Origin of the sequence: Chroococcidiopsis thermalis PCC 7203 (genome assembly GCF_000317125.1) — a bacterium.
In the GTDB taxonomy this organism is placed as follows: domain Bacteria; phylum Cyanobacteriota; class Cyanobacteriia; order Cyanobacteriales; family Chroococcidiopsidaceae; genus Chroococcidiopsis; species Chroococcidiopsis thermalis.
On sequence record NC_019695.1, the window covers coordinates 1,883,229 to 1,907,735 of the forward strand.

Here is a 24,507-nt window from a genome sequence, read left to right on the forward strand (position 1 = left end):
TCAAACCTCATTACCCCAAGTTAGACGTATTCCCCAAAATGCAACCAAACACACCAAGGCAATCCAGTCTCTAGTAGTAAAACGCAGCTGATGCCATTGGACGCGATGAGTATTCGGAGTGGTAAATCCTCTCACTGTCATCGCTTTAGCCATTTGCTCGGCTCTCAGAAGTAAGTTTTCTAACAATCGTTCTGCCACTACCATCCACACCCGCAATGCTCCCTTGATGCCTAGCTTTTTCCAATTTATTGCCCGGGTTCGCACGGAACGAATCAGATTTTGCACTTCTTCCATCACCAGGGGAATAAATCGCAATGACAGCGTTAAAGTCAGCGCAATTTCAGTTACGGGCAATTTAAACCGTCGCAAAGGTAGCATCAAGCTTTCCAAACCTGCGGTAATTTCTTCTGGTGCGGTTGTGAGTAAATATAAATTCGTGCTGTAAATCAAAGTAAACAGGCTCGTACTCAAGCGTAATGCCAGCTCGACCGAGCGGCGCGTTACCGTAATTATCCAATATTGAAATAAAACGTATTGGTAGTTGGTAGTTGATTGACGATTGACAGTTGACGGTTGACGTTGTTCCCCTGGTTCCCCTTGTCCCCTCTGCTCCCGACTCCCTGCTCCCGCGTCAAACTCATTGCCTAAAACCAACATCTCACCCTGTTCGGCAGTTGGCAAGCGGGGTTGAGGATCTACGCCTAAACCGTCAGGACTTACCGCGCCCAAAATTAAGACGAAAAATGACAACGTGAGCAGCCAACCCATTTGTTGTCGCCAAACTCGCCAGGGAATCCCTGCTGTTAAAGTAATCAAAATGAGTAAGATGACTAAACTTACTCGGTAGAGAGAGTTTGCCATAATTGGCGCTGCTAAAAAGCTGAGCAACCAAGCCAATTTCACCCTCGGATCGAGTCGATGCAGCCAAGCAATCGGTTGTTCTAGATATAACCCTATGGGTAGCGATCGCAGTAAGTCCATTTCAACCAGGGAGCAGGTAGGGAGTAGGGGAGAAGAGGGCTGAGGGGGCTGAGGGGGCTGAGGGAGCTGAGGGGGAGAATTTAATTCCGAATTCCGAATTCCGAATTCTCCTACACGCGGGTAGCGCGATTTGAGCTTTTTTCTACGTCGCGGGCTTGTTTGCTACGCCAGAATAACCGAATCGGCGTGCCAGTATAACCTAGTTGTTGGCGAAATTGTCGCTCGATGTATCGACGATAGTTGTCGTTGAAGCGCTTGGCATCGTTGACGAATAACGCGATCGCTGGAGGTTGAACGCTGACTTGCGTGCCATAATAAATTCTTCCTTGTCGTCCTTGGCGAGTTACTGGGGGAGAATGCCACCTCAAAGCCTCTTCAATTACTTCGTTGACAACTGCTGTAGAGACGCGACGCTTGTGAGATTCGGCGGCTCGGTTTACTAATTCTAAAATTTTTTCTACTCGTTGTCCGGTCGTGGCACTGACAAAAATTGCCTCTGCCCAGTCTAGAAACTGCATTCGCTCTCGCAGGTTTTTTTCGTAGTCGTAAATTGTGTATGTATCTTTTTCGATCGCATCCCACTTGTTCACGACCAGAACGCAAGCCCGTCCTTCTTCAACAATACGTCCGGCGAGTTTTTGATCTTGTTCGGTCACGCCGTCGAGCGCATCAATGACGAGTAAAACCACGTCAGCGCGGCGAATTGCCTTAAAAGCACGATTGATACCAAAAAATTCGGGTCCGTATTCGACGTTTTTCTTTTTGCGAATTCCGGCTGTATCGATTAAGCGATAGGTTTGTCCTTGGTGTTCGACCACGGTATCGATTGAATCGCGTGTCGTACCAGAAATTGGACTGACGATCGCTCGACTTTCGCCGACAAAAGCGTTCAACAAGCTAGATTTACCAACGTTCGGTCTACCGACAATCGCTACAGCAATCTCATTTGTTGGAGTAATTTCTTCAGGTTGGGGTAAGTGGGCGATCAGTTGGTCTAACAAATCTCCCGTACCGTTGCCATGAATGCCAGAGACAGCATACGGTTCGCCTAGTCCTAGTTCCCAAAACTGCGCTGCCTGCATCAGACCTTGTTCGGGTGATTCACATTTATTGACAGCAAGTAGCACGGGTAAGGATTGTTGCCGCAACCACGCCGCCACTTCCTCATCGGCTGGCAGTGGTCCGGTTTGACCGTCAACGACAAATAGCACTGCACTGGCTTCGCTCAAAGCTACCATGACCTGCTGTCGGATCAGGGGTAAAAATTCGGTGTCGTCGTCGAAGACCAAGCCGCCTGTATCGACTACCAAAAATTCGCGATCGCACCAGTACGCAGGCATGTAAGTGCGATCGCGCGTCACGCCTGGTTCGTCATAGACAATCGCCTCCTGTACTCCAGCCAGGCGATTAGCAAGCGTAGATTTGCCCACGTTAGGGCGACCGACTATGGCAACAATTGGCAAAGGCATATAAGTGGCTGAAGCATCAAACTTTCATTGTAGCGACTCTCTAGAGTTTCGATCGCAACTTGAGTTGAAAGAGAATTTTTGGGCAAAATCTTTTTTTCGATTGAAATATTCTTTAAGTAAAGTAGTTTTTTTGACAAACTACTTAAACAAACTAAATCAAATTCAGTTTTACGCGATCGCGGATTTCCTGTATTATTCCTTTAAACAAATGAGACAAAGCAGTAAAAATTGCCTCTTTCTAACTCTTGTTGGAACTTGGCTATCTTCTCGTGCTTTTGTTTCAAAAAAAGACAAAGTTTTTGCAAAGATTCAAGCTAAACGTGCAAAATTTGCACGAATAAAATATATGATTTGTCGGTATAAACTTTGTCAAAAAAATAGTTGAGTTTGACAATATGTCGTGTATATTGAGAAGATATTCGCGGATTAAAGTTATTTTCAGACTTAACCAAGGAAATTGTCGAGTGGCTCTCGGCAAGCATTTGAACGTCAGATCTACCACAAATCAAAAGTAAACTTTAGGCTAATAGCAGTCATCAGAGTTTTTTGTCTTCATTTCAGGGCTGAAGTACAACAGACAAAACTAATTAGTTACAGAAAGTCAGCACAAAGGAGATCGACGCGATCGCAATTTAGTCTTAATTACGAGCTATTAGCTACTAGCTAATAGTGATATAGCAGTTCTAAATGATTTGTAAAGTATGCTTCTAGCCTGCCGCAGACTAGAAGCCTGCTCCGCTCATGAATCAAATAGGACTGCTATAGAGAGGCGCGACATATCATCTTACTGCACCGATCTCCGATGGCTGACAACTTTGTATAGACGTTACATGTAACTGACAACTGACAACTGACATCAGGAGGATACAAATTTAAGTGATTCAGCACGAACTACTTAATTTACCTACCAAGAAATTTGGCACTGGGACGCTAATAGCCCAAGGCAGTGGTGTAGGTAGCTGGCAACTTCTGTCCTATCAAGTCCCGATTAACCCCGTCCATGCAGCATTATTACGAACGGGAAAAGTCTTTTTTTTCACTGGTTCGGGAAATAATCCCACGCGAATTAATTCGCCCTTCAACAGCGTGGTTTGGGATGTAAACAGCGGCACGTTTACCAGTCAATCACCACCAACAGATCCCTCTGGACTACCCATCGATCTTTTCTGTGCCGGACAATCGTTTCGCGCTGACGGTCGCTTAATGATTGCAGGTGGAACTCTGCAATACGACCCTTTCTATGGAGCAACCGCTGCTTTTTTATTCGATCCGAGTAACGAGCAGCTGACAGCCATAGCCTCAATGAAGTACGGTCGCTGGTATCCTACAGTTTTAACGCTGGGCAACGGTCGAATTTTTGCCTTATCGGGGCTGGATGTGAATGGCAATCTAGCAATCAACCCAGAAATATATTCCAGCTCTTGGAGAGCGTTTTCTCAAGCTACCAGTCCTTTCGAGCTTTACGCCCATTTAATTTTGACCGCTACGGGGCAGGTTTTTTATACCGGAGGCTATTTTGCTTTTAACAATGGTGTTTCCGCTCGCCTGCTCACCTTACCAGGAAACTTCAATCAAAGAATTACCGAAACACCCGTAGGTGCATTGCAACAGCCTGACTCTGGCGCTCAAGCTGCTAGCGTACTGCTTCCACCAGCTCAAGACCAACGAGTCATGGTGATTGGGGGAGGAAATCCCAATCAGGCAACTAATAGAGTCAGTATCATCAACTTAAACGCAACTAACCCTGCATATGCAGCTGCACCATCGCTCAATTTTGCTCGCAAGCACCACAACGCCGTAATTCTGCCCGATCGCACGGTTTTAGTTTGTAACGGTAGCGGATTTGATGAAGCAGGGAATGCTGCCACGCTGACCGCAGAGATCTACGACCCGATCGCCAATACTTGGACGCTGACAGCTCCAGCTAACCGAGTTCGCCTCTATCACTCCGTTGCCTTACTGCTACCAGATGGCAGAGTTGTCACCACAGGTGGTAATCCCAGGCGGTTAAATGAATGCGATAGCAATGGCAACCTTCCAGGCACGCCATCACTACCTTGTGAGGACAGGCAAATTGAAATTTACAGCCCGCCTTACATCTCGCAAACGCGACCGACAATTCAGAACGCACCCGCAGAAATCTCCCTGGGCAATACATTCACAGTCACGACTCCCCAGGCACAGAACATCCAATGGGTCAGCTTAATTAGACCAATGGCAACAACCCACGGACTAGATACAGAACAACGGCTGGTAGATTTGCCGATCGCCTCTAGAACCAGTACTTCCCTATCCGTGACTCTGACATCTAATCGCAATATTGCCCCTGCTGGCTGGTACATGTTGTTTGTCAGCAATAACAGTCGCATACCTTCAGTAGCTAGATGGATAAGGGTTAGGTAATCAGTTATCAGTGAACAGTTATTAGTGGTTAGTGACTAGTGATTAGTAACTGGACTCAATTCTTGTCACCAGCCACTAGTCACTAGCCACCAGACACGCACCACGCACCACTTATTGCATATGGAAATCAGAATTTCTCGTCGTCGGTTTGGACAATTGGCGATTGCCACAACTACAATTGCCGGATTTAGCTATTTAGCTAGCAAAACCTCGGCACAAACGCCAGGTTTGACGATCGCGGGCATTAGTTCTAGGGGAACTGTTATTACGCCAGATTCCAGTCGTACCGATGTTTCCAGTCCTTCTGTGGAGACGGGCGATGCCTCCGATACCTCTGATACATCCCAGCAAGTCATTATTAGCTCGATTGACTTGCCAACAGGGAGAAGCCAGAGGGGAGTAACCTCTGCAATGCCCACGGATGAGAGTATCAGCGGTTTTGCTTACTTAATCGACGGTACGCCTGTGGTTGCCATAACTCCCGCTAGAACCACTAGAAGGAAAGGCAGAAATCCGACACGTCTCAGCTTTCCTGGGATATCGCGTGCTGAGGTGACAGTTTCAGGACTCACACCCCAGCAAAGACTCGAAAGTTTAATGGTAACTCCAGATGGCGTGCTTCTCGGTTTGGTTGCAAATAAGAACGGTACGCCACCTGTAAGACTGGTAGAAGTTAACCCCAATACAGGAACTTTTAATGTCAGACTCAGCCTACCATCTGACCAAAAATATAGTACCTTAGCAATCTGTCCCAACGGCACGATCTATACAACTGCCGTTGCTAACGGTGCTACTACTCTCGTCAGAATTAATTTAGCGCAAGCTAGTGTCACGCCGTTAGTACAATTGCGGTTGAATAACAACTCTTGGGGTAATGGCTTGCAAAGCCTATTATGCAACAACGCTAACCAGCTGATTGCTTTTGGCGCACCGAGATACATACAACCAAATGCTCTTTATACTGTAGATTTAGGCAGTGGCGCTATGGCTAAACTGGTAGACTTTGATGCTGCTAGGGTGGCAATGCGGACTACATAGGGTAATTGGTAATTGGTAGTTGGTAGTTGGTAATTGGTAATTGGTAGTTGTCCCCTGCTCCCTGATAACTGATAACTGATAACTGATAACTCTGTAGAGACGTTACATGTAACGTCTCTACACTGGTAACTGATAACTGACAACTGATTTGTTTGCTAGTGAAAAAAAACGATTTAGAGTTTTACGATCGCAGTGCTGCCCAGTGGTGGCAACCTGATGCTAAGATCTACGCCCTGCACCGCCTTAATCCCCTTCGCTTTCAGTATTTCGATCGCCATTTAACCAATTGGCAAGGGCTGAGAGTTCTGGATGTTGGTTGTGGTGGAGGGTTTTCTTGCGAATTTTTAGCTGCACGGGGTGCAAAGGTTTTTGGCATCGATCGCTCTCAGAGTTGTATTGCCGCAGCGAAAGCCCATGCTGCAACTTCTGGATTCGAGATTGACTATCAGTGTGGATATGCCGAAGATCTGCCCTATGCCGATCGCTATTTTGATGTGGTTGTTTGTGTCGATGTCTTAGAACACGTCACGAATTGGCAACAAACTGTCATGGAAATTCATCGCGTCTTGCAGCCTGGAGGAACGTTTTGTTTTGACACGATAAACAGGACTGTGCAATCGCAGTTGATGATGATTTGGTTTTTGGAGGGAGTCGTCAAAGCGATCGATCGCGGGATTCACGACTGGGAGAAATTCATCAAACCAGAGGAGTTAACGAGTTTGATGCAACAGCAGAGTTTTACGAATATTGACATTAAAGGCTTTAGCCTATTTGGAAGTTCACCCTGGGATGCGATCGCTACTTTCTGGCACTATAAGAGAACGGGTAGTTTGAGGGCAAGCATTACAGACAATACGTCAGTTATGTATATTGGCAAGGCAGAAAAAACAGCGCGATCGTAAAAAACTGCTAAAGTCTAGCCCCGCGATCGCGTAGAGTGCGTCAAGATTGTAGGGGCAGGTCTACTTAAAATGTCTGTTCTGAGTAGAGTTTCTTCGTAAACCTGTCCGTACAAAAGTCAAAAGTCAAAAGTCAGAATGCTGGAACTTGAATTCAATCCGTGACAGCATATGACCGCAAACATTAATATGAAGCATTCTGTAGATATTGCGATCGTCGGCGCTGGGCATAATGGATTAGTAGCGGCATTACTACTTGCCCGTCAAGGATTGAACGTATTGGTTCTGGAAGAAAAACAGGCGATTGGTGGGGCTTGTCGGACAGAAACACCTTTTCGTACTGCACCCAACTTAGGTATTTCTACAGGCGCGTACTTATTGGGGTTAATGCCACCAGAACTACTAAAAATTTTAGATATCGATCTACCAACGATCCGGCGCGATCCTCACTATTTTGTCCCGACATTAGATCGGCGCTACCTGCTGTTTGGTTCCGATACAGCACAGATGCAGCAGCAGTTTACTGCCTTTTTTTCTGAGGCTGATTGGCAAGCAAATTTGGCATTGCAAGAAGAACTGGCACAGTTGAGAGAGGATATTGCCCCGACGTGGTTAGAGGAACCGCTATCGATAGAAGAGACAGCAGAAAAATACGTGCGATCGCATTTAAAATCTATATTTGTCGATCTGTGTCGCAAGTCTGTTGGCGAATATCTCGATCGCTTTGATTTTAAAAGCGATTTAGTTAAAGCAATGTATGCTGTCACCGATGGATTTACAGGGGTATTCGGTACTTGGGATACTCCAGGTACGGGGATGAATTTTCTCGTCCATAATATGTGTCGCCTCCCCGGGAGTGATGGAACTTGGATGGTGGTACGAGGCGGAATGGGGACTGTGACTCATCGTCTGGCAGAGGCGGCGGTGAAAGCTGGGGCAAAAATTGAAACTGGGCGCGGCGTAGATAAAATTGTAGTATCTCAGAATGTAGCAACGGGTGTCGTGTTGCAGGATGGCACTGAGATTACTGCTAAAACTGTCATTGTTAATGCCGATCCATTTCGGATGCGTCAACTTGTCGGTACGGAGAATTTTGCTGCCGACTACAACCGCAGGCTAGATAGTTACTTGCGAGATGGCACGACTTTTAAAGTCAATATGTGTTTGCGAGAACTGCCCCAGTTTACCTGTTTGCCTGAAAATCGGGGTCAGTACGGTACGACGATTCATTTATTACCGGACGAATCGGAAGTAATGATGCATCTGTATCAAGCTTTTGCGGATGTGGAAGCGGGAAGACTACCGGAATTTCCGACGATTGAATGGTACATTCATACAACTCTCGATCCTTCTTTACAAGACGGGCAAGGGCATCATAATTCAGCTTTGTTCGTGCAGTGGGTTCCTTACGAATTACAAGGAACAACTTGGGAAGAGGAGGAAGAGAATTATGTAAGACATTTGCTATCAATTTGCGATCGCTTTGCCCCTGGTACTTCCAATCTCGTTCAAGAAGTTTTTGCCCTCCATCCCCAGAGATTAGAACAGCATTTTGGTTTGACACGCGGACACATTCATCACGTCGATAATTCTTTTGGATTTAACGATCGCTTGCCATATGCTACGCCGATTCAGGGTTTATACTCAGCTAGTGCAGGCTGTCACCCCGCAGGTTCGGTGATTGGTGCGGCAGGACACAATGCAGCAATGCGAGTCATGCGCGATTTATAGGTTACGATCTGCATTCTTCTCTCTTTTATACGGCAGTTAGACAAGCTAAATCAATTCAAGAACTGGCTACGACTTTGCAATGTTTTTTTATTGTTTTAAAGGCGATCGCTTATCCCGATCTATTTGTGTTAGCAGAGGTAATTCAGGAGGCGATCGAGTTATCTCCTGGGGTTGGGTTAAAGTTGGTGAGACAGAAAAATTCGATCGTGTTTTTTCCATCTGATAGCGGTTTTCGATTGGGTAAAACACACGATTTGTAGGGGCGCACAGAGAAAGCGCCCCTACAAATGTCACGCACGCAATCGAGAATTGCTATGATACTAAGGTGTTAGGTGAATAAGACTAATAACCAAAAAAACATTCTGTCTTCTGGCTCCTGTCTCCTATCTTCTGCTTCGGTAAAATATAGTTTTGTCAAACGCTATTTAGAAAGATGGTACTCACTTCAAACGATTTTAGCGGCTTACTCAACGAGCGTTTTTTTCGTAATTTCTTGCCAATTCCAGCTACTAGTAGTTTAGATTTGGGTGCAATAACACCAGACTTTCGATTGCCAGATATTACTAATGGTAGAGAAATTAAGCTTTCAGAATATCGGGGTAAGCAACCTCTCATTTTAGCTTTCACGCGCATTTTCACGGAAAAGCAATATTGTCCTTTTTGCTTCCCACATATTAAAGATGTAAACGAGAAGTACGATCGCTTTCGCGATCGCGGAATTGAACTATTAATGATTACGAGTACTGATGAAAAACAAAGTCAGATCGTAGTCAGAGATTTAGGTTTAAGAATGCCGTTACTGAGCGATCCTAGCTGCAATGTATTTAGAGCATACAGCACGGGGCAAGCTCTAGGTGCGCCTTTGCCTGCTCAGTTTGTATTAGATAAACAGGGCAGATTGCTTTACAAACACTTGTTTTCTTTCCTCGACCACAATGCCAGTGTAGAGCAAATGTTAGCAGTACTTGATTAGATTTTACTGCCAATTTAATGTGGATTGTAAAATAGGAGCTAAAGTAGGGGCGCACAGCTGTGCGCCCCTACATAATTTTGTAATACTAGTTTACAACCGTACTTGTGGCAAGCGATCGCGGGGATTAAAACTGCGACTACTGCGAATCTTTTCATAATACTCCCGCTCCGTACTGCTCAAATCTTTGGGTGGAACGATCGCAATTTTTACTAGCAAATCGGTGCGTCCACCTTTTGGTAGAGTCCAACCTTTACCGCGTAAACGTAGAGATTGACCGGAACGAACTCCAGCTGGAACATTAAGCTTGACAGAACCATCGGGAGTAGGAACGTCAATTGCTGCACCAAGAACTGCTTCATCGGGAGTAATTGGCACTTCGCAGACGAGATTGTCGCCTTCAAACTTGAAGAAAGAGTGCGGTTGAATGTCCACTTTCAAGTATAAATCGCCTCGTTGCTGCGTAGCAGGATTAACTAAACCCTTACCCCGTACGCGAACGCGGCTACCAGGTTTTGCCCCTGGCGGAATGCGGACTTCAATAGTTTCACTCCCAACACTCAACCGTTTCTGTACGCCGTGAAACGCTTCTGATAAAGTGAGGGCGATCGCGGCTTCTCTGTCGGTGCTAGCTGCGGAACCGTCAAAACCAACAGTGGGATCGGTGAAGCCGTCAAAACCGCCCGTTCCAGACGATCTTCTTCCAGAAGTGGTATAACTATATGTCTGACGAGTCCCACCAGTTCGTGCGCCAGGTGCGCCAGGTGTGCCAGGTGCGCCAGCACCACCAAAACGACCGAGCAGATCGTTGATAAACTCATCAAAACTGCCGTATCTGCCAAACTCAAAATCGTCGAAACCAACATTAACCCCACCAGCACCAGCGCCACCAGGCGACCAAGCTTGTCCGGCTTGCTTCCAGTACTGACCGAATTGGTCGTATTTACGGCGCTTGTCTGGATCTGAAAGGACTTCGTAAGCTTCGTTAACTTCCTTGAATCGCGCCTCGGCTTGCTTGTTACCTGGGTTAACATCCGGGTGAAATTTACGGGCTAGCCTGCGAAAAGCCTGTTTAATTTCATCATTACTGGCAGTCTTGTTGACTCCCAAAATACTGTAATAGTCCTTAAAATCAGTAGCAGCCATCTAGCTATCAGCCTCCTGAGTGCGATTCAACCTAATTTTATGTGTAGGGATAAGCCCACTAAGGCACTGTGTAGGCGACAAATCAGCACCTAGTAGGGATAGTTTCGGGTATATACATTCTGCCCTAAACTTAGCAAACGGTTACATTGAATCGAGTTCGGTTCTTGCTCAAGTCGCGATCGCAATTGCCCTACTAAGGGTTAGGGAGAAGACAAAGGGGAATTGTAGAGAGTTACATGTAACGTCTCTACAATTCCCGACTCCCGACTCCCGCTTTTGGTTGATAAGTCGAAGCGACGTGTAATTCTTTCAACTGTTTTGCGTCCACTCCAGAGGGTGCGTCAGTTAATAGACAACGGGCTTGTTGTGTTTTTGGAAAGGCGATCGCATCCCGAATTGATTCTTCCCCGGCAAGTAACATCACCAAACGGTCTAATCCGTAGGCAATCCCGCCGTGGGGAGGAGTGCCGTATTCAAATGCTTCTAGGAGAAAGCCAAATTTGTTATAAGCTTCTTCTATCGACAAACCAATTGCGGCAAAGACCTGTTCTTGGACTTCCCGTTGATAAATCCGTAAGCTTCCACCACCGACTTCAAAGCCGTTGAAGACTAAATCGTAAGCTTGGGCGCGGGCTGTTTTCAGGTCGTGCAGGTCGTCAGGATGGGGGGCTGTAAAGGGATGGTGTAACGCTTCTAGACGCTTTTCGTCGGCATTCCATTCAAACATGGGGAAATCTGTCACCCACAACAAATTGATTTTGCTGGGGTCGATATGCCCCAATTCGCAGCCAATAACTTGTCGCAAGCGGTCTAGGGTTTTGTTAACTACATCTGTAACTCCAGCACCAAATAGTAATAAGTGTCCTGGTTCTGCCCCAGTGCGACTCAAGAGTTCTTGTTTTTGTTCGGGGCTGAGGTTGTCTTTAATTGCACCAATTGTGTCGATTTCTCCATCTTCACGGACGCGAATATAAGCAAGTCCTTTTGCACCTGCGCTTTCGGCTTCCTTAAATAAATCGCCGCCTGGTTTGATCCGCACGTTAGAAATGGCTTCATTGCCGTTGGGGATAGGCAGAATTTTGACAATCCCGCCAGATTTTACAGCACTAGAAAAGACTTTGAAGCCGGAGTCTTTGACGAGATCGGAAACATCGACTAATTCTAGGTCGAAGCGGGTGTCGGGTTTATCGCTACCGTAGCGTGCCATTGCTTCGGCGTAGGTGAGGCGAGGGAAAGGACGGGGTAGATCGATCCCTTTAACTGTCTGGAAAATATGACAAACTAAACTTTCGTTAAGCTCCAAAATTTCTTCTTGAGACATGAAACTCATTTCCATGTCTAGTTGGGTAAATTCTGGCTGACGATCTGCCCGTAAATCTTCATCGCGAAAGCAACGGGCAATTTGATAGTAGCGGTCAAACCCCGACACCATCAGTAATTGCTTGAATAGTTGCGGCGATTGTGGTAAAGCAAACCACTCACCCGGGTTGGCGCGACTGGGAACCAAGTAATCTCTCGCGCCTTCAGGGGTAGAACGGGTAAGAATGGGGGTTTCGATTTCAATAAAGCCTTGTGCGTCTTCTAGAAAACGGCGTATGGCTTTGATAACTTGGTGGCGGAGTTGCAGGTTGCGATTCATGCGATCGCGACGCAAATCTAAATATCGATACTTGAGGCGCAATTCTTCCCGTACCGACTCGGTTTCAGCCGTACTGACTTGAAAGGGTAGCTGTTTGCTGACAGCGTTGAGCAACTCAATTTTATCGGCGTAGATTTCGACTTCCCCTGTCGGTAGCTTGGGGTTGAGAGATTCTGGAGGACGCTGGGTAACTCTACCCGTAATGCAGACCACATACTCGTTCCGCAGTGCTTCCGCTTGACGATATGAATCGGGAGTGCGTTGAGGATCGCTAACAATTTGGACGAGTCCCGTGCGATCGCGCAAATCCAAGAAAATCACTCCTCCGTGATCGCGGCGACGGTCTACCCAACCATATAGGGTAACTGTTGCTCCAATATCTTCTGTGCGGAGGTCGCCGCAATAGTGGGTTCGCATAACTATGGATTCAAACTCAGGTTAGTAATGACAATGCTCAAAATTGACAAAGCCTTCCTATTATCTAGCATTCCGATCGGTCATTGGTCATTTATTATTGGTCATTTTTCACACAAGTCAGAATAGCCCACGCATAAATTCGGGCGTAGGCGTACTGGCATATGGACACGGGCGCTGTTAATACACTGTAAAAGACTTAACCATTTGCTGTAGCTTTGGTGCGGCTTTTTGCCAACGCTGTTCCGTGGTGGAGGCGTTGAAAGTAAAGAGTTTGCCACGACTAACGGCAACACTAGCAAGATTGTGCCGTTGTTGCTGATTGGGTAACTTTACAGCATATTCTAGAATGTAGTAAGTTTTCCCGTTATAGTCTTGCTGCCCAGCATTGACTAATTCTGCTTCTCGTCCTGAATCAGGCGGTGCGATCGCGCTTTTGCCGAGTTTATAACCCACATCGCCAGGAGTTCCCAAATCGGCTAGGGTTTTGCCATCTGCTATGGAACCGATAACCACAGAAGCATTTTCTGTGGTTTCAATCAAATCGTGCAATACGATATCGGGACCGTCTGTCACTTTAACTGGAAGCCAGCCATTAGGGTACAAAAACTCATATCCATCAACGCTATCGACAAAGCTTTTGAGTCCAGCAGTTGATAGTACGCAACCCGATAGACTCAGCGCTATCAGTACTACAAGTAAAATCGATGCAATCCGTTTCAACATTTTAATAGTAAGTAGTGAGTGTGGGAACAAGTAGAGACGTTACATGTAACGTCTCTACACTGATAACTGACAACTGATTTGTATTGTCCCATCCCAGTAACCTTCACGACTCCAGAAAGATAGCAGACAGTTATGTGATGAAATTTAGATATTTACTAAATTTAGTAACATTTAATACAGTTGTCTGATACGGCGGTTGATAATGTCGCTATTAGCAGGTTGTATACAGCATTCAAATACTACAGAGAAGCAAACTCAAAAGTAAACAGAGTTTGCTTTCAATTAAGTATGGAATACCGCTAAAAGACAAGTATATAATACACAAGCTTCTAGGGTTCCGGTTTGTAGCGTCTCAGCTTACGCTGTTAGCTCGCTTAGCAAATGCAGGTCCAAGAGAAGCAAACTGGCTATGCTAAAAATTTTCTGAGTTTTTAGTTGAGTAGCGAGTGACACGGAAGGAGAAAAGCCTGGGAGGAATATCAGTTGTGACGACTGATGTTATACTCCTGGGCTTTTTGCATAATTAGCGACCTAATCTAGTTTGAAAAATTTTGAAAAATTAAGTGAGGGCGATCGCATGACTCATAATTCTGAAAATCCTTTGTTTCAGAGTCCAGACAATAACAATCATCAACCCCCTACTGAAGCCCAACGCGCTTTAGAATTAGAAACACGACTGCCGATGACAGGATGGCAGCAAGAGGTATCGAAAGGGATAGAATACGGATTAGAAGCAGCACAGAGTATCCGCGATCGCACGATTCCTACCTTTTCTCGTGGTGAGTTACCCCACTACGCCGGAATTAATACTTTCCTCAAAGCCCCATACTTAGAAGATGTGCGTCAGGTAGGAAATTACGATGTGGCGATCGTTGGCGTTCCCCATGACTCCGGTACGACCTATCGCCCTGGAACCAGATTTGGACCTCAAGGTATTCGCCGCATTTCTGCTTTGTACACGCCTTATAACTTTGAGTTGGGTATCGATTTACGCGAACAAATTACAATTTGCGATGTGGGAGATATCTTCACCATTCCCGCCAACAACGAAAAATCCTTCGATCAAATTTCTAAAGGCGTTGCCCATGTTTTCAGTTCGGGGGCATTTCCAATTATTCTGGGTGGCGATCACTCGATTGGTTTCCCCACGGTAAGGGGTGTATGTCGCCATTTAGGAGATAAAAAAGTTGGTATCATTCACTTCGATCGCCACGTAGACACCCAAGAAACCGATTTAGACGAACGGATGCATACTTGCCCGTGGTTTCACGCCACTAATATGAAAAATGCGCCAGCTAAGAATTTAGTCCAACTGGGCATTGGTGGTTGGCAAGTCCCAAGAAACGGGGTGAAAGTCTGTCGCGATCGTGCTACCAATATTCTCACAGTTACAGATATCGTCGAAATGGGCTTAGACGCAGCCGCAGAATTTGCGATTCAAAGAGCAACAGACGGTACAGACTGCGTTTACATCAGTTTTGATATCGATTGTATAGATGCAGGATTTGTTCCTGGTACTGGCTGGCCCGAACCGGGCGGTTTGTTACCCCGCGAAGCCCTGTCACTACTGGGTAAAATCGTGCAAAAAGTCCCCGTTTGCGGTCTAGAAGTTGTGGAAGTATCGCCCCCTTACGACATCAGCGATATCACCTCTCTAATGGCAACCCGCGTAATTTGCGATACAATGGCGCATCTTGTCCTATCGGGACAACTACCCCGCAAAGAGAAACCAGCTTACATTCATCCCGAATCCCAACCCGAACTTGTGGCTTGGACTTAGTTTGTCATTTGTCATTTGTCATTTGTCATTTGTCATTCGTCATTTGTCATTGGTAGTTGACGGTAAACGCTACACTCCGTGAAGACGGTTGATGGTTGACGGTTGTTTTTTGCTCCCTCAGCTCCCTCAGCCCCTCAGCTCTCTTTCCCCTGCTCTCTGCTCCCTACTCCCTCTCTATGCACGAAACCGACATGACCAAAGCGCTGATTCTTACCGTGCGCGACTGGTGGGAAGCACAGCCAGAAAAACCCCAAATCTCCCGAATTCACCTAATTGTAGGTCGGTTTACCTGCGTAGAGCCTGCCAGTTTGGAATTTGCCTTTGAAGTTCAAACGCGCAATACCTTTCTTGCAGGGGCAACACTAGCAATTCAAGAAACACCCTTAATTGCCTTTTGCCATCATTGCCAACAAGAATATCGTCCTGAAATTGGACTGCAATATGCTTGTCCGCAGTGTAAATCTCCTATGGAAGACATTCGCTCTGGACGAGAACTAAAAATCGATCGCATTGAATATTCAAATAAGGATGAAGGGTAATTGGTAATTGGTAATTGGTAGTTGCTCCCTTACCTCCCTTGTCTCCCCCCTCTCCCTTGTCTACCTTGTCTCCCTTGTCCTAACCACACCCCACACCCCTAGTTATGCACCAAACATTTGACGCTGCCCTCGGGATTAATTTACTCCATGCCAATCAGGAAGGAGCTGACCACAACCGCACCCATTTTGATGAGTGGGGAATTACCTGTTTCAATGTTATGAGTAGCCCTGGCGCTGGTAAAACAGTATTACTCGAAAAAACATTGGCAGCTTTAAAAGACGATCTCAAAATTGCTGTCATTGAAGGTGATATGACTACTGAATTGGATGCCGATCGCCTGCGTCAATACAATGTACCTGTAATCGCAATTAATACTGGACGTTCTTGCCATTTAGACTCAAAAATGGTGGCAGGTGGCATTCATCAATTAGAACATCAATACAATCCTGCTGATTTCGATTTAGTCCTAGTAGAAAACGTTGGAAATTTAGTTTGTCCGGCTGAATTTGAAGTAGGCGAACACGCCAAAGTTGCTTTACTAAGTGTTACGGAAGGAGAAGATAAACCGCTGAAATATCCAATCATGTTTCGCGAAGCTGATTGCTTGCTCATTACCAAAATCGATTTAGCAATCCATTTAGATATGAACATTGACACAATAGTGGCAAATGTACGTCAAATTAACCCAAACGTGAAGATTATTCCCGTATCGGCGAAGACGGGAGAGGGTTTAGCAGTATGGTTTGAATGGGTGCGATCGCAAATTGCTAAAAAAGAGCTAGAGGTCAGTAGAATCAGAGATTAGAAAAGAGAAAATATTAGTTTTTAAATCTAAAAATAGAAATTTTGGCATACTTAATATATGCCGAAGTTTCTGCTGTAACCGTCCAACTTTTTTAGAAAAATATTAAATAACTAAAAGCTTCAAATTCTCTAAAAAGTGTAGCAAAAGTAACGGATAAAAAAAACTTACTCCGTTAGTCTAAAGCGTATTAGATTGTAAGATTTTTAGCTGAAAGATCGCGTCAGTAAATACACTTTTTAGTAGAAAAAGCAATGAAACTGCGATCGGTAATTCAATCAATTTTGCTTTTTGTCATCGGTCTGGCGATCGCAGCAGGTTGCACTAATCCCGCCGTTTATATTACCACTACCACCGATGTTGCTGCTTCTGGTGATGCTACTCCTAACGCTGCTAGCTTGGGATTCAGTGCGTGGCCTGGTTGGCTTCCTTGGCAAGTTACCCAAGAGCAAAAACTCTTTGAAGCAAACAAAGCTTCAGTCAATTTGAAATGGTTTGACGGCTATTTAGAATCTATTAATGCTCTCACAACCGAACAAATTAATGCCAATAGCCAGACGCTCAACGATACAATCAGTGCCGTTTCCGGTGGTGCAGATAAAGTCGTCGTACTCGTTAACGACAACTCTACAGGTAACGATAAGGTCATCGTTCGCGAAGGTATCAATACAATTGCCGATTTGAAAGGCAAAAAAGTTGCCGCAGAAGAAGGCGCTGTAGATCATTTCCTATTGTTATTAGAAATGAAAAAAGCAGGCATGAAACCAGAAGACATCCAATTTGTCCCCTTAGAAACAGGACAAGCCGCAGCCGCTTTTGTCGGTGGACAAGTAGATGCAGTTGCAGTGTTTGCACCATTTACCACTCAAGCCTTAAAGCGTCCTGGCAGTAAAGAACTCTTTAGTTCCAAAGAATTTCCTGGAGCAATTCCCGACCATCTAGTTGTCAGCCGTCAGTTTTTAGAAGCAAGTCCCGAAAAAGTGCAAGCAATGGTCGATTCCTGGTTCGCTACTCTCGATTACATGCAAAAAGAACCAGCCAAAGCAACAGAAATTATGGCAAAACGTGCCGGGGTTAGCGTTGCAGAATATGAAGAATACGCCAAAGGAACCAAGATATTTACTGTGGAAGAAAACCTCAAAGCCTTTCAACCAGGTAACAACATGACTTCGCTGATGTATGCAGCCGGAGAAATGACTAAATTTCTTGAAGAAGTCGGCTTAGCTAAACAAAAACCAGACCTAACTAAACTCTTCGACGATCGCTTTGTGAAAGCATACGCCAAGAAACAGTGACCAGTTATCAGTTAGCAGTTCTCAGTGAAGAAAGGGTGTAGAGAAGCGGTAGTTGGTAGTTGGTAGTTGGTAGTTGTTCCTGAAGTTCCTGAAACTTCCTTGTCCCAATTTGTAATTTTTCAATATGAACACAGGCTCGATGCGTCCCCCATCTAATCCAAAAACGCTTAGCCCGACGGTTTTTTGGCGGTTGGCTGAAGATATTCCCAGACCATTAAACACCTTACTAGTTGCGACTTCTATCGGATTACCGTTGCTGATTTGGTGGCTGGTGACAACATTTGGTAGCGTAGACCCCAAGTTTCTACCCTCGCCTGCTAAGGTACTCGAAGCATTTGGGCGATTGTGGAGGACTCGCGAACTGCTGAAGGATACTGTAGCAAGTCTCTGGCGAGTGGGCGTAGGGTTTTTGCTAGCAGTCGTGTTGTCGATTCCAGTTGGGGTGTTGATGGGCAGTTTTGCGAGTATTCGTGCCTTATTAGAACCATTATTTGGTTTGATGCGCTACATGCCCGCGCCTGCTTTCATTCCTTTGCTCATTCTCTATTTAGGAATTGGAGAAGAACCGAAAATCACTTTAATTTTCATCGGCGTGTTTTTCTTCAACTCCTTAATGGTGATGGATACGGTCAAGTTTGTATCAAAAGATTTGATTGAAGCTGCCTATACTTTAGGTGGCGATCGCTGGCAGACACTAACTCAAGTTATTTTTCCTCACGTTTTGCCAGGAATCATTGATGCTTGTCGAATTAACCTTGCAGCCGCATGGCAATTAGTCATTGTTTCAGAACTAATTGCTGCAACCGAAGGTTTGGGACGTAGAATCAGCGTCGCGGGTCGATTCCTCAGAACTGATGAAATTTTTGTCGGCTTAATTGTCATTGGAATTATCGGACTCACTTTTGACCTCTTATTTCAATGGCTCCTGCGCGTTTCTTGTAAGTGGGCAAGTCAGAAGAGATGAATTAGTGGTTAGTGACTGGCGACTAGTAACTAGATAAAGAATCCAGCCACTAGCCACCAGTCACTAGCTACTCACCAACTACCAATTACCAATTACCATGTATCTACAAATCACCAAACTCCATAAAAATTTCGAGACAAAATCGGGAACGTTGGCAGTCCTCAAAGACATTAATATGTCAATCGAGCGGGGTGAATTTATCTGTGCTGTGGGTGCATCGGGTTCGGGTAAGTCTACTCTACTGCGCCAGATTGCCGGACTCGATTTGCCAACAGCGGGAGAAGTGAAAATCGATGGCGTGCGCGTTCAAGGACCAGGACCAGATCGGGGTATGGTGTTTCAGCACTACACGCTTTACCCTTGGATGAACGTACAGGAAAATGCTGAATTTGGACTCAAACTTCAAGGCTGGTCAAAACGGGAACGGCGAGAACGAGCCAGCTACTACCTCAGCGTAGTTGGACTGACTAAGTTTGCCAAATCTCTACCCAAGGAGTTATCTGGTGGAATGAAACAACGGGTAGCGATCGCCCGCGCTCTCGCCTCGGAACCTAAAGTATTACTGATGGACGAACCTTTTGGTGCTTTAGATATTCACACTAAAGAGTCCATGCATGAATTCATGCTGGATCTGTGGCAGCGTACCAACATCACCATTTTCACGATCACCCACGATGTGGAAGAAGCTGTCTTCCTCTCGAATCGGATCTACGCTCTCGGCGCTCGTCCTGGTACGGTAAGAAAAGAGATTTCAATTAAACTCCCCGAACGCACCCACACCGTCAAGCGTCATTCTATATTCCACGACTACTGCGACGAATTGATGGATTTACTCCGGGGACACTCACAGGAAGCCCTGGCTGTGGCTTCTTAAGCGGGTTGAAGTAAACTGAGTAAATGTCCGTCAGGAGTCCGCATGGCGGCGACTTTTCCAAAAGAAGGTTCTCGGACGCGCCCTTCGAGTTTAGCGCCCATATTTTCTAGATTGGCGATCGCCCCATAAACATCGTCTACATGAAAGCTCAAAATCGGAGAATTCCCCGTGTGCGCTTGACTCTCCGCAGCATGTAGCGCGATCGTCGTACCATCAGCATCTAATTCTGCCCATCCAGGGCTTGCCATTTTTACTTTTAGTCCTAATCCTTCTTGATAAAACTTCACCGTTGCTAGAACGTCCGTCACCATCAACATGACGTGCTTAAACTGTGCTGTCATGAAATTCCCTCGATAAAGTTAGTTCCTTATCGATCTTGCAACATTTAAATGTATAAATGTTGGTTGATGGTTATTGGTTGACCGATCGCTTTGTAGAGACGTTACATGTAACGTCTCTACACTGATAGCTGACAAATCCTATTAATTCTCGTTAAGGCTGCTCGTCTGGTTGTGCAAGGTTTTAGCATCACAACTTTGGGGATGAGTATCCGACAAGTTTAGATGATGTCAGAACTGATATGAAAAATAAAGATTTACTTTTCCTCTACTTGACTCGATCTATTTTTGCGACTCTACCCGATAAAATACTGTAATGACTTGCAGTAGATAGGAATCTTTAGCAACAAATTACTTGTAATTGCAGAGACAATACATGCTATTCAACAGACTGTTCACCGCAGGCGGCGTGGTTATGTGGCCCCTGCTCGGATTTTCCATCTTAGCGATCGCCCTAATTATCGAGCGGGCAATTTTTTGGGTACGGATAAATAAGCGCCAGCGTCGCGTCATCCGTGAGGTATTAAACCTCTACCGTTTAGAAAATGTCGTCACCGCGATCGAAAGGCTGAAGCAAAATGCTGACTTGCCTATGGCACGCATATTTCTCGCTGCCTTAGAACTCGAACGCCCCACACCTGAAGAGTTTCGCCTTGCCCTAGAAAGTGAAGCACAAGCAGAAATTCCTGTCTTGAAGCGATTTAACACTATCTTTGAGACGATCATTAGCATTGCACCCTTATTAGGTCTACTCGGTACGGTTTTGGGTTTGATTGCCTCCTTCGCGTCCCTCAACATTGCCAATGTTGGGGCTAGCCAAACCGCTGGAGTCACGGGTGGGATCAGCGAAGCGTTGGTTTCAACAGCTTCCGGCTTGGTAGTCGCTATCTTTACGCTGCTATTTGCCAATACATTTCGAGGATTGTACGTGCGGCAAATGGCATCAATTCAAGAGTATGGCGGTCAGCTAGAACTACTCTATCGTCGTCTTTACGAACGGGGAGAAACTTATGCGTCTGCAAGATGAGCCAGAAATTCAAGCACAGATTAACATCGTGCCGATGATTGACGTAATCTTCGCGATTTTGACATTTTTTATCATGTCAACCTTATTTCTCACTCGTTCTGAGGGGTTGTCAGTCAACTTACCCCAGTCACAATCAGCTCAAACGCAACCAAAAGCACCCATTACAATCACAATTGATGCCAAAGGTCAACTCGCTGTCAATCGCAAGCCGACTCAACTCCAAGCACTCAATGGAGAATTACGACAGCTAGCACAGCCAAACCAAGAGGCACTCGTGATAGTCAATGCCGATAAATCAGTCAACCACGGACAAGTTGTATCCGTGATGGATGTGGTGAGGCAATTACCAAACGCAAGACTGGCGATCGCCACGCAGAGAGAATAACAGTGTAGAGACGTTACATGTAACGTCTCTACACCGATCGCCGATTAAAAACTAACTCTTGCGGGTACGTCTGTAACGCGCAAAACCGATTCTTGTTGAAATTTTGACTTATAAGCGTCGATAATTTCCTGAATGGATCTTTCTCGTTCTGGAGTACTGACATAGAGCAAGATTAAAACTTTAGAATCTTCTCTAGCTAGAATTCCAGCACTGTTAAGAAACTGACCGTAAGCATCTACTACTGTTAATCCATCGGGAAAACGAGGTGTCACTTCAGTATCTACAAACTTTTGCCATTGTTCTTCCGTGACTTCTCCTCCTCCGGGTTGCGATCGCCCAAAATACAACTCTTCTCTAACGTATGCTTCGCTGTTGGTAGTAGTTTCTGCTGCTGGGGTTTGAGCGCTAACTTGATGTATGTAGCTAACTGAACCTGTTAACAACAAGCCAGACAGAAAAAACGCACCTAGAATTTTGCGTCTGGTAAGTAAGGTAATATTCATTTCTATCCTCAATTTGTTGAATTAGTCCGACGATCTATTTGTAATGGCTGCTAACTAATACTTCAGATATACGCCTTAAGTTTTAGATATATATAAACTTTTTGTAATAACGTATTACAAAAATTAGTCTTTGTTTTTTCTCGATCGCCTACACTTATCTTTTTACTGAAGCTGACGTTATTTGTCTTTACCAATGACGAATGACCAATGACAAAGTATGACAGCTTGTCTTTTGACTAAATTCAACTGCGATCGCCATGATTGGTATAAGTGCAAACGCACTTTGTCCGTAAAAACAACAAGCAAATTAGAGGAATGTTTCAACCACGCGGCTAAATATCAAGCCTGCATGTATGTTTGTGTGCGTTTAGCCGATATTTTTTGATAAATGCGATCGCCTCAGACATAACTGAAACTATAAGAAAAGCATGAGAGTGGCAAATTGAGGAAGATGGGACTGAAAATTTTGTTATTGCCTACAGTATTGTTGAGTTTAACCGTAGGCTCTGCTGCACTCGCAAATGAACTAGAAGATAGAAAAAAAAATGCGATCGCGCTAAAGCTGAAACTGCATCGAGCGAGAAGTAATTCACAACCAAAACTACCACGCTTGAGCCAACGAGAAAAGTTTTCTACTGATGCTATATGGTTAACGCAACGAGCGTCACCAACAATAGATGTGGCACAATCAATATCTTCTGAAGTAGAAGAACCTGCTATTGAGGACACTGATGAACTTTATATCGAGGTTGAAGGAAAAAGAGAGACAATTCCTGAAACATCAAGTCCCGTCTACATCATTCCTAAAGAAGAAATTGAGAAACAACGTCCGAATAGTGTTGCAGAAATTTTACGCAATCTACCAGGATTTGCAATTAATGATGCAGGTTTTGGCGCAGATATTCATACGGGAACATATTATCGAGGAAGCTCGATCAACCAGTCAGTTTTCTTACTCAATGGTAGACCGATCGGGTCTAATGTTAACACTTACCACGGCGCTACCGATCTAAATAGTATTCCTGTAGAGTCTATCGAACGAGTAGAATTATCGAGTGGTACGAGTTCTACTTTATATGGTTCGCAAGCGTTTGGCGGAGTTGTCAATATTGTTACTAAGCAAGGCTCTGAGATTCCCCAGCTCAACGGTTTAGTAGAATACGGTTCTTATGACCAAGATAACTATCGTATTAGTTATGGTGGCAGTGGTGGGAATTTAAAATATAGTCTTGGTTTTGAACAATACGATGCTGAGAACAATTATCGCGTCCCTGAAGGAGCAGCAAATCGAGATTCAGATGGACGTTTATTTAACGGTGATACTGCAACTAGTAACTACTTTGGTAGCCTCAGTCTCGATCTCAATTCTCGCAATACTCTCAGTTTAGATGCATATAAAATTAGCAGTCGTCGCGGTTTGTTGTACTTTGGTTTTCCCCTGCAAAGAGATCGCTTAGACCACGATGTTTTTAACATTGGTTTATCTTGGAAAACTCTGCTAGGCAATGGAAAAGATTCCGTTCTTAGAGCTACAGTCGCCTACAATCAAGATTATTTCAATACCTACGGTCCTACACAAAACATTTTTTATCGTACGGGAACGCTCAATTCTCAAGCTGTAACTGCAAGATTAGAACACGATTGGAAAATTAACACTAGTAATAATTTACGCTGGGGCATAGATGTCAAAAATGACTTTTTAAATGGTGATGTTTTAAGTACGGCTCCGAATAGAGTCAACTTAAATGAAGAAGAAGAAAGAGAAAGATTTCAAACTGCATTATTTGCTTTAAACACCTGGAAAATTACCAATAATTTTCAAGCCGATCTAGGATTGAGACAAAATTTTACTAGCGAGTTTGGTAGTTATTTAAATCCTAGCGTTGGGCTACGATGGGCAATGAGTCCAGGTGTAGCTTTACGGGGAAGTTGGGCATCAGTACAGCGCGATCCTGGTATCGATCAACTGTACGTTTACGACACGGTACATAATTGGTTGCCAAACCCAGATCTAGAACCAGAAGTAGGTTCTTCATGGACAGCAGGAGTTGATGTCAAATTTGCCGAGAATTTAACCGGACAGTTTACTTATTTCGGCAGTAGCTTAACAGATCGCTTGGGCATTCAAGCAGGTCGGTGGACGAACATTGGATTAGTTAATACTAATGGTTTAGAAGCAGCATTGAAATGGCAAATTAATCCGCAGTGGTCAACTTTTCTCAACTATACTTATACCGATGCAAAAATTAAGTCTGGAATTGAAGAAGGATTACAGCTTGGTTTAGTTCCCTATTCCGTAGGACAAATCGGTTTAGGTTATCAATCGGGAGGATGGGAAGTTAATTTATTTGCCAGCTATTATAGTGGAGCGCGACGAGCTTTTTTTAATAACCCGGGTGATAGCAATACCGATTTCTCTCCCTCTTGGTTGAGTCTAGATTTAGGGGCGCGAATCCCAATTACAAGCAACTTGGGATTAACAGTCTATCTAGAAAATTTAGCAGATCGCGCCTATGAAAAATCCAATCGAATCTACGAACCTGGTTTAACCTATCGGATTGGTATTTCTTCTAATTTCTAGTC

General features: G+C 44.9%; 22 protein-coding genes. 15 read left to right on the top strand and 7 right to left on the bottom strand.

Going from position 1 to position 24,507, the window contains the following annotated elements; translation table 11 throughout:
* The gene (locus CHRO_RS08335) at nucleotides 1-981 is read right to left on the bottom strand and encodes an energy-coupling factor transporter transmembrane component T family protein (protein WP_015153761.1); all 981 of its coding nucleotides are present in this window, start codon (nucleotides 979-981) and stop codon (nucleotides 1-3) included.
* Nucleotides 982-1,091: 110 nt separating this feature from the next.
* Nucleotides 1,092-2,450 carry a ribosome biogenesis GTPase Der gene (der, locus tag CHRO_RS08340; RefSeq protein WP_015153762.1) on the bottom strand — a complete coding sequence of 453 codons (1,359 nt, stop codon included), beginning with the start codon at nucleotides 2,448-2,450 and terminating at the stop codon, nucleotides 1,092-1,094.
* An 876-nt stretch (nucleotides 2,451-3,326) separates the two neighbouring features.
* Between der and CHRO_RS08350 the strand changes: the two genes are divergently transcribed.
* From CHRO_RS08350 to CHRO_RS08375, 6 genes are all read left to right on the top strand, one after another.
* A complete protein-coding gene (locus tag CHRO_RS08350) occupies nucleotides 3,327-4,853 on the top strand; it encodes a galactose oxidase-like domain-containing protein (protein ID WP_015153763.1) in 1,527 nt (508 codons plus the stop codon).
* A gap of 120 nt (nucleotides 4,854-4,973) precedes the next feature.
* A complete protein-coding gene (locus CHRO_RS08355; protein ID WP_015153764.1) occupies nucleotides 4,974-5,891 on the top strand; it encodes a hypothetical protein in 918 nt (305 codons plus the stop codon).
* A 158-nt stretch (nucleotides 5,892-6,049) separates the two neighbouring features.
* Nucleotides 6,050-6,793, top strand: coding sequence for a bifunctional 2-polyprenyl-6-hydroxyphenol methylase/3-demethylubiquinol 3-O-methyltransferase UbiG (gene ubiG / locus CHRO_RS08360; RefSeq protein ID WP_015153765.1), 744 nt, complete (start codon nucleotides 6,050-6,052; stop codon nucleotides 6,791-6,793).
* A gap of 168 nt (nucleotides 6,794-6,961) precedes the next feature.
* The gene (locus CHRO_RS08365; RefSeq protein WP_015153766.1) at nucleotides 6,962-8,521 is read left to right on the top strand and encodes a phytoene desaturase family protein; all 1,560 of its coding nucleotides are present in this window, start codon (nucleotides 6,962-6,964) and stop codon (nucleotides 8,519-8,521) included.
* Nucleotides 8,522-8,595: 74 nt separating this feature from the next.
* Complete coding sequence (locus CHRO_RS08370; RefSeq protein WP_041462405.1) at nucleotides 8,596-8,781, top strand: hypothetical protein; 186 nt, start codon at nucleotides 8,596-8,598, stop codon at nucleotides 8,779-8,781.
* Between the two features lie 173 nt (nucleotides 8,782-8,954).
* Entirely contained in the window at nucleotides 8,955-9,494 is a 540-nt protein-coding gene (locus tag CHRO_RS08375; RefSeq protein WP_015153767.1) for a peroxiredoxin family protein, read from the top strand.
* 90 nt (nucleotides 9,495-9,584) lie between these two features.
* Here CHRO_RS08375 and CHRO_RS34265 read toward each other — a convergent pair whose 3' ends face one another.
* From CHRO_RS34265 to psbP, 3 genes are all read right to left on the bottom strand, one after another.
* Nucleotides 9,585-10,637, bottom strand: coding sequence for a DnaJ C-terminal domain-containing protein (locus tag CHRO_RS34265; RefSeq protein ID WP_015153768.1), 1,053 nt, complete (start codon nucleotides 10,635-10,637; stop codon nucleotides 9,585-9,587).
* A gap of 247 nt (nucleotides 10,638-10,884) precedes the next feature.
* Nucleotides 10,885-12,693: an aspartate--tRNA ligase gene (aspS, locus tag CHRO_RS08385; protein ID WP_015153769.1), complete on the bottom strand. Its 1,809-nt coding sequence runs from the start codon at nucleotides 12,691-12,693 to the stop codon at nucleotides 10,885-10,887.
* A 177-nt stretch (nucleotides 12,694-12,870) separates the two neighbouring features.
* Nucleotides 12,871-13,416, bottom strand: coding sequence for a photosystem II reaction center PsbP (gene psbP, locus CHRO_RS08390; protein WP_015153770.1), 546 nt, complete (start codon nucleotides 13,414-13,416; stop codon nucleotides 12,871-12,873).
* Between the two features lie 577 nt (nucleotides 13,417-13,993).
* Here psbP and CHRO_RS08395 point away from each other — a divergent pair.
* From CHRO_RS08395 to CHRO_RS08420, 6 genes are all read left to right on the top strand, one after another.
* The gene (locus CHRO_RS08395) at nucleotides 13,994-15,196 is read left to right on the top strand and encodes an agmatinase family protein (RefSeq protein ID WP_015153771.1); all 1,203 of its coding nucleotides are present in this window, start codon (nucleotides 13,994-13,996) and stop codon (nucleotides 15,194-15,196) included.
* A 176-nt stretch (nucleotides 15,197-15,372) separates the two neighbouring features.
* Nucleotides 15,373-15,735: a hydrogenase maturation nickel metallochaperone HypA gene (hypA, locus tag CHRO_RS08400; RefSeq protein WP_015153772.1), complete on the top strand. Its 363-nt coding sequence runs from the start codon at nucleotides 15,373-15,375 to the stop codon at nucleotides 15,733-15,735.
* A gap of 104 nt (nucleotides 15,736-15,839) precedes the next feature.
* Nucleotides 15,840-16,541 (top strand): hydrogenase nickel incorporation protein HypB, encoded by a 702-nt coding sequence (gene hypB, locus CHRO_RS08405; protein WP_015153773.1) that lies wholly within the window; start codon nucleotides 15,840-15,842, stop codon nucleotides 16,539-16,541.
* A 251-nt stretch (nucleotides 16,542-16,792) separates the two neighbouring features.
* On the top strand, nucleotides 16,793-17,833 hold the full coding sequence (locus CHRO_RS08410) for an ABC transporter substrate-binding protein (RefSeq protein WP_015153774.1): 1,041 nt from the start codon (nucleotides 16,793-16,795) through the stop codon (nucleotides 17,831-17,833).
* 124 nt (nucleotides 17,834-17,957) lie between these two features.
* A complete protein-coding gene (locus CHRO_RS08415) occupies nucleotides 17,958-18,797 on the top strand; it encodes an ABC transporter permease (RefSeq protein ID WP_015153775.1) in 840 nt (279 codons plus the stop codon).
* A 97-nt stretch (nucleotides 18,798-18,894) separates the two neighbouring features.
* Nucleotides 18,895-19,671 carry an ABC transporter ATP-binding protein gene (locus CHRO_RS08420; protein WP_015153776.1) on the top strand — a complete coding sequence of 259 codons (777 nt, stop codon included), beginning with the start codon at nucleotides 18,895-18,897 and terminating at the stop codon, nucleotides 19,669-19,671.
* Here CHRO_RS08420 and CHRO_RS08425 read toward each other — a convergent pair.
* A complete protein-coding gene (locus CHRO_RS08425) occupies nucleotides 19,668-20,012 on the bottom strand; it encodes a VOC family protein (protein WP_015153777.1) in 345 nt (114 codons plus the stop codon). The genes CHRO_RS08420 and CHRO_RS08425 overlap by 4 nt on opposite strands.
* Nucleotides 20,013-20,385: 373 nt before the next feature.
* Between CHRO_RS08425 and CHRO_RS08430 the strand changes: the two genes are divergently transcribed.
* Complete coding sequence (locus CHRO_RS08430; protein ID WP_015153778.1) at nucleotides 20,386-21,036, top strand: MotA/TolQ/ExbB proton channel family protein; 651 nt, start codon at nucleotides 20,386-20,388, stop codon at nucleotides 21,034-21,036.
* Nucleotides 21,020-21,421, top strand: a complete 402-nt coding sequence (locus CHRO_RS08435; RefSeq protein ID WP_015153779.1) for an ExbD/TolR family protein — start codon at nucleotides 21,020-21,022, stop codon at nucleotides 21,419-21,421. The genes CHRO_RS08430 and CHRO_RS08435 overlap by 17 nt, the downstream gene beginning before the upstream one ends.
* Nucleotides 21,422-21,465: 44 nt before the next feature.
* On the opposite strand, the gene CHRO_RS08440 is transcribed toward CHRO_RS08435, so the two are convergent.
* On the bottom strand, nucleotides 21,466-21,924 hold the full coding sequence (locus CHRO_RS08440) for a DUF3574 domain-containing protein (RefSeq protein WP_015153780.1): 459 nt from the start codon (nucleotides 21,922-21,924) through the stop codon (nucleotides 21,466-21,468).
* A 451-nt stretch (nucleotides 21,925-22,375) separates the two neighbouring features.
* On the opposite strand from CHRO_RS08440, the gene CHRO_RS08445 reads away from it, so the two are divergent.
* A complete protein-coding gene (locus CHRO_RS08445) occupies nucleotides 22,376-24,505 on the top strand; it encodes a TonB-dependent receptor plug domain-containing protein (RefSeq protein WP_015153781.1) in 2,130 nt (709 codons plus the stop codon).
* The last annotated feature ends 2 nt before the right edge of the window (nucleotides 24,506-24,507 follow it).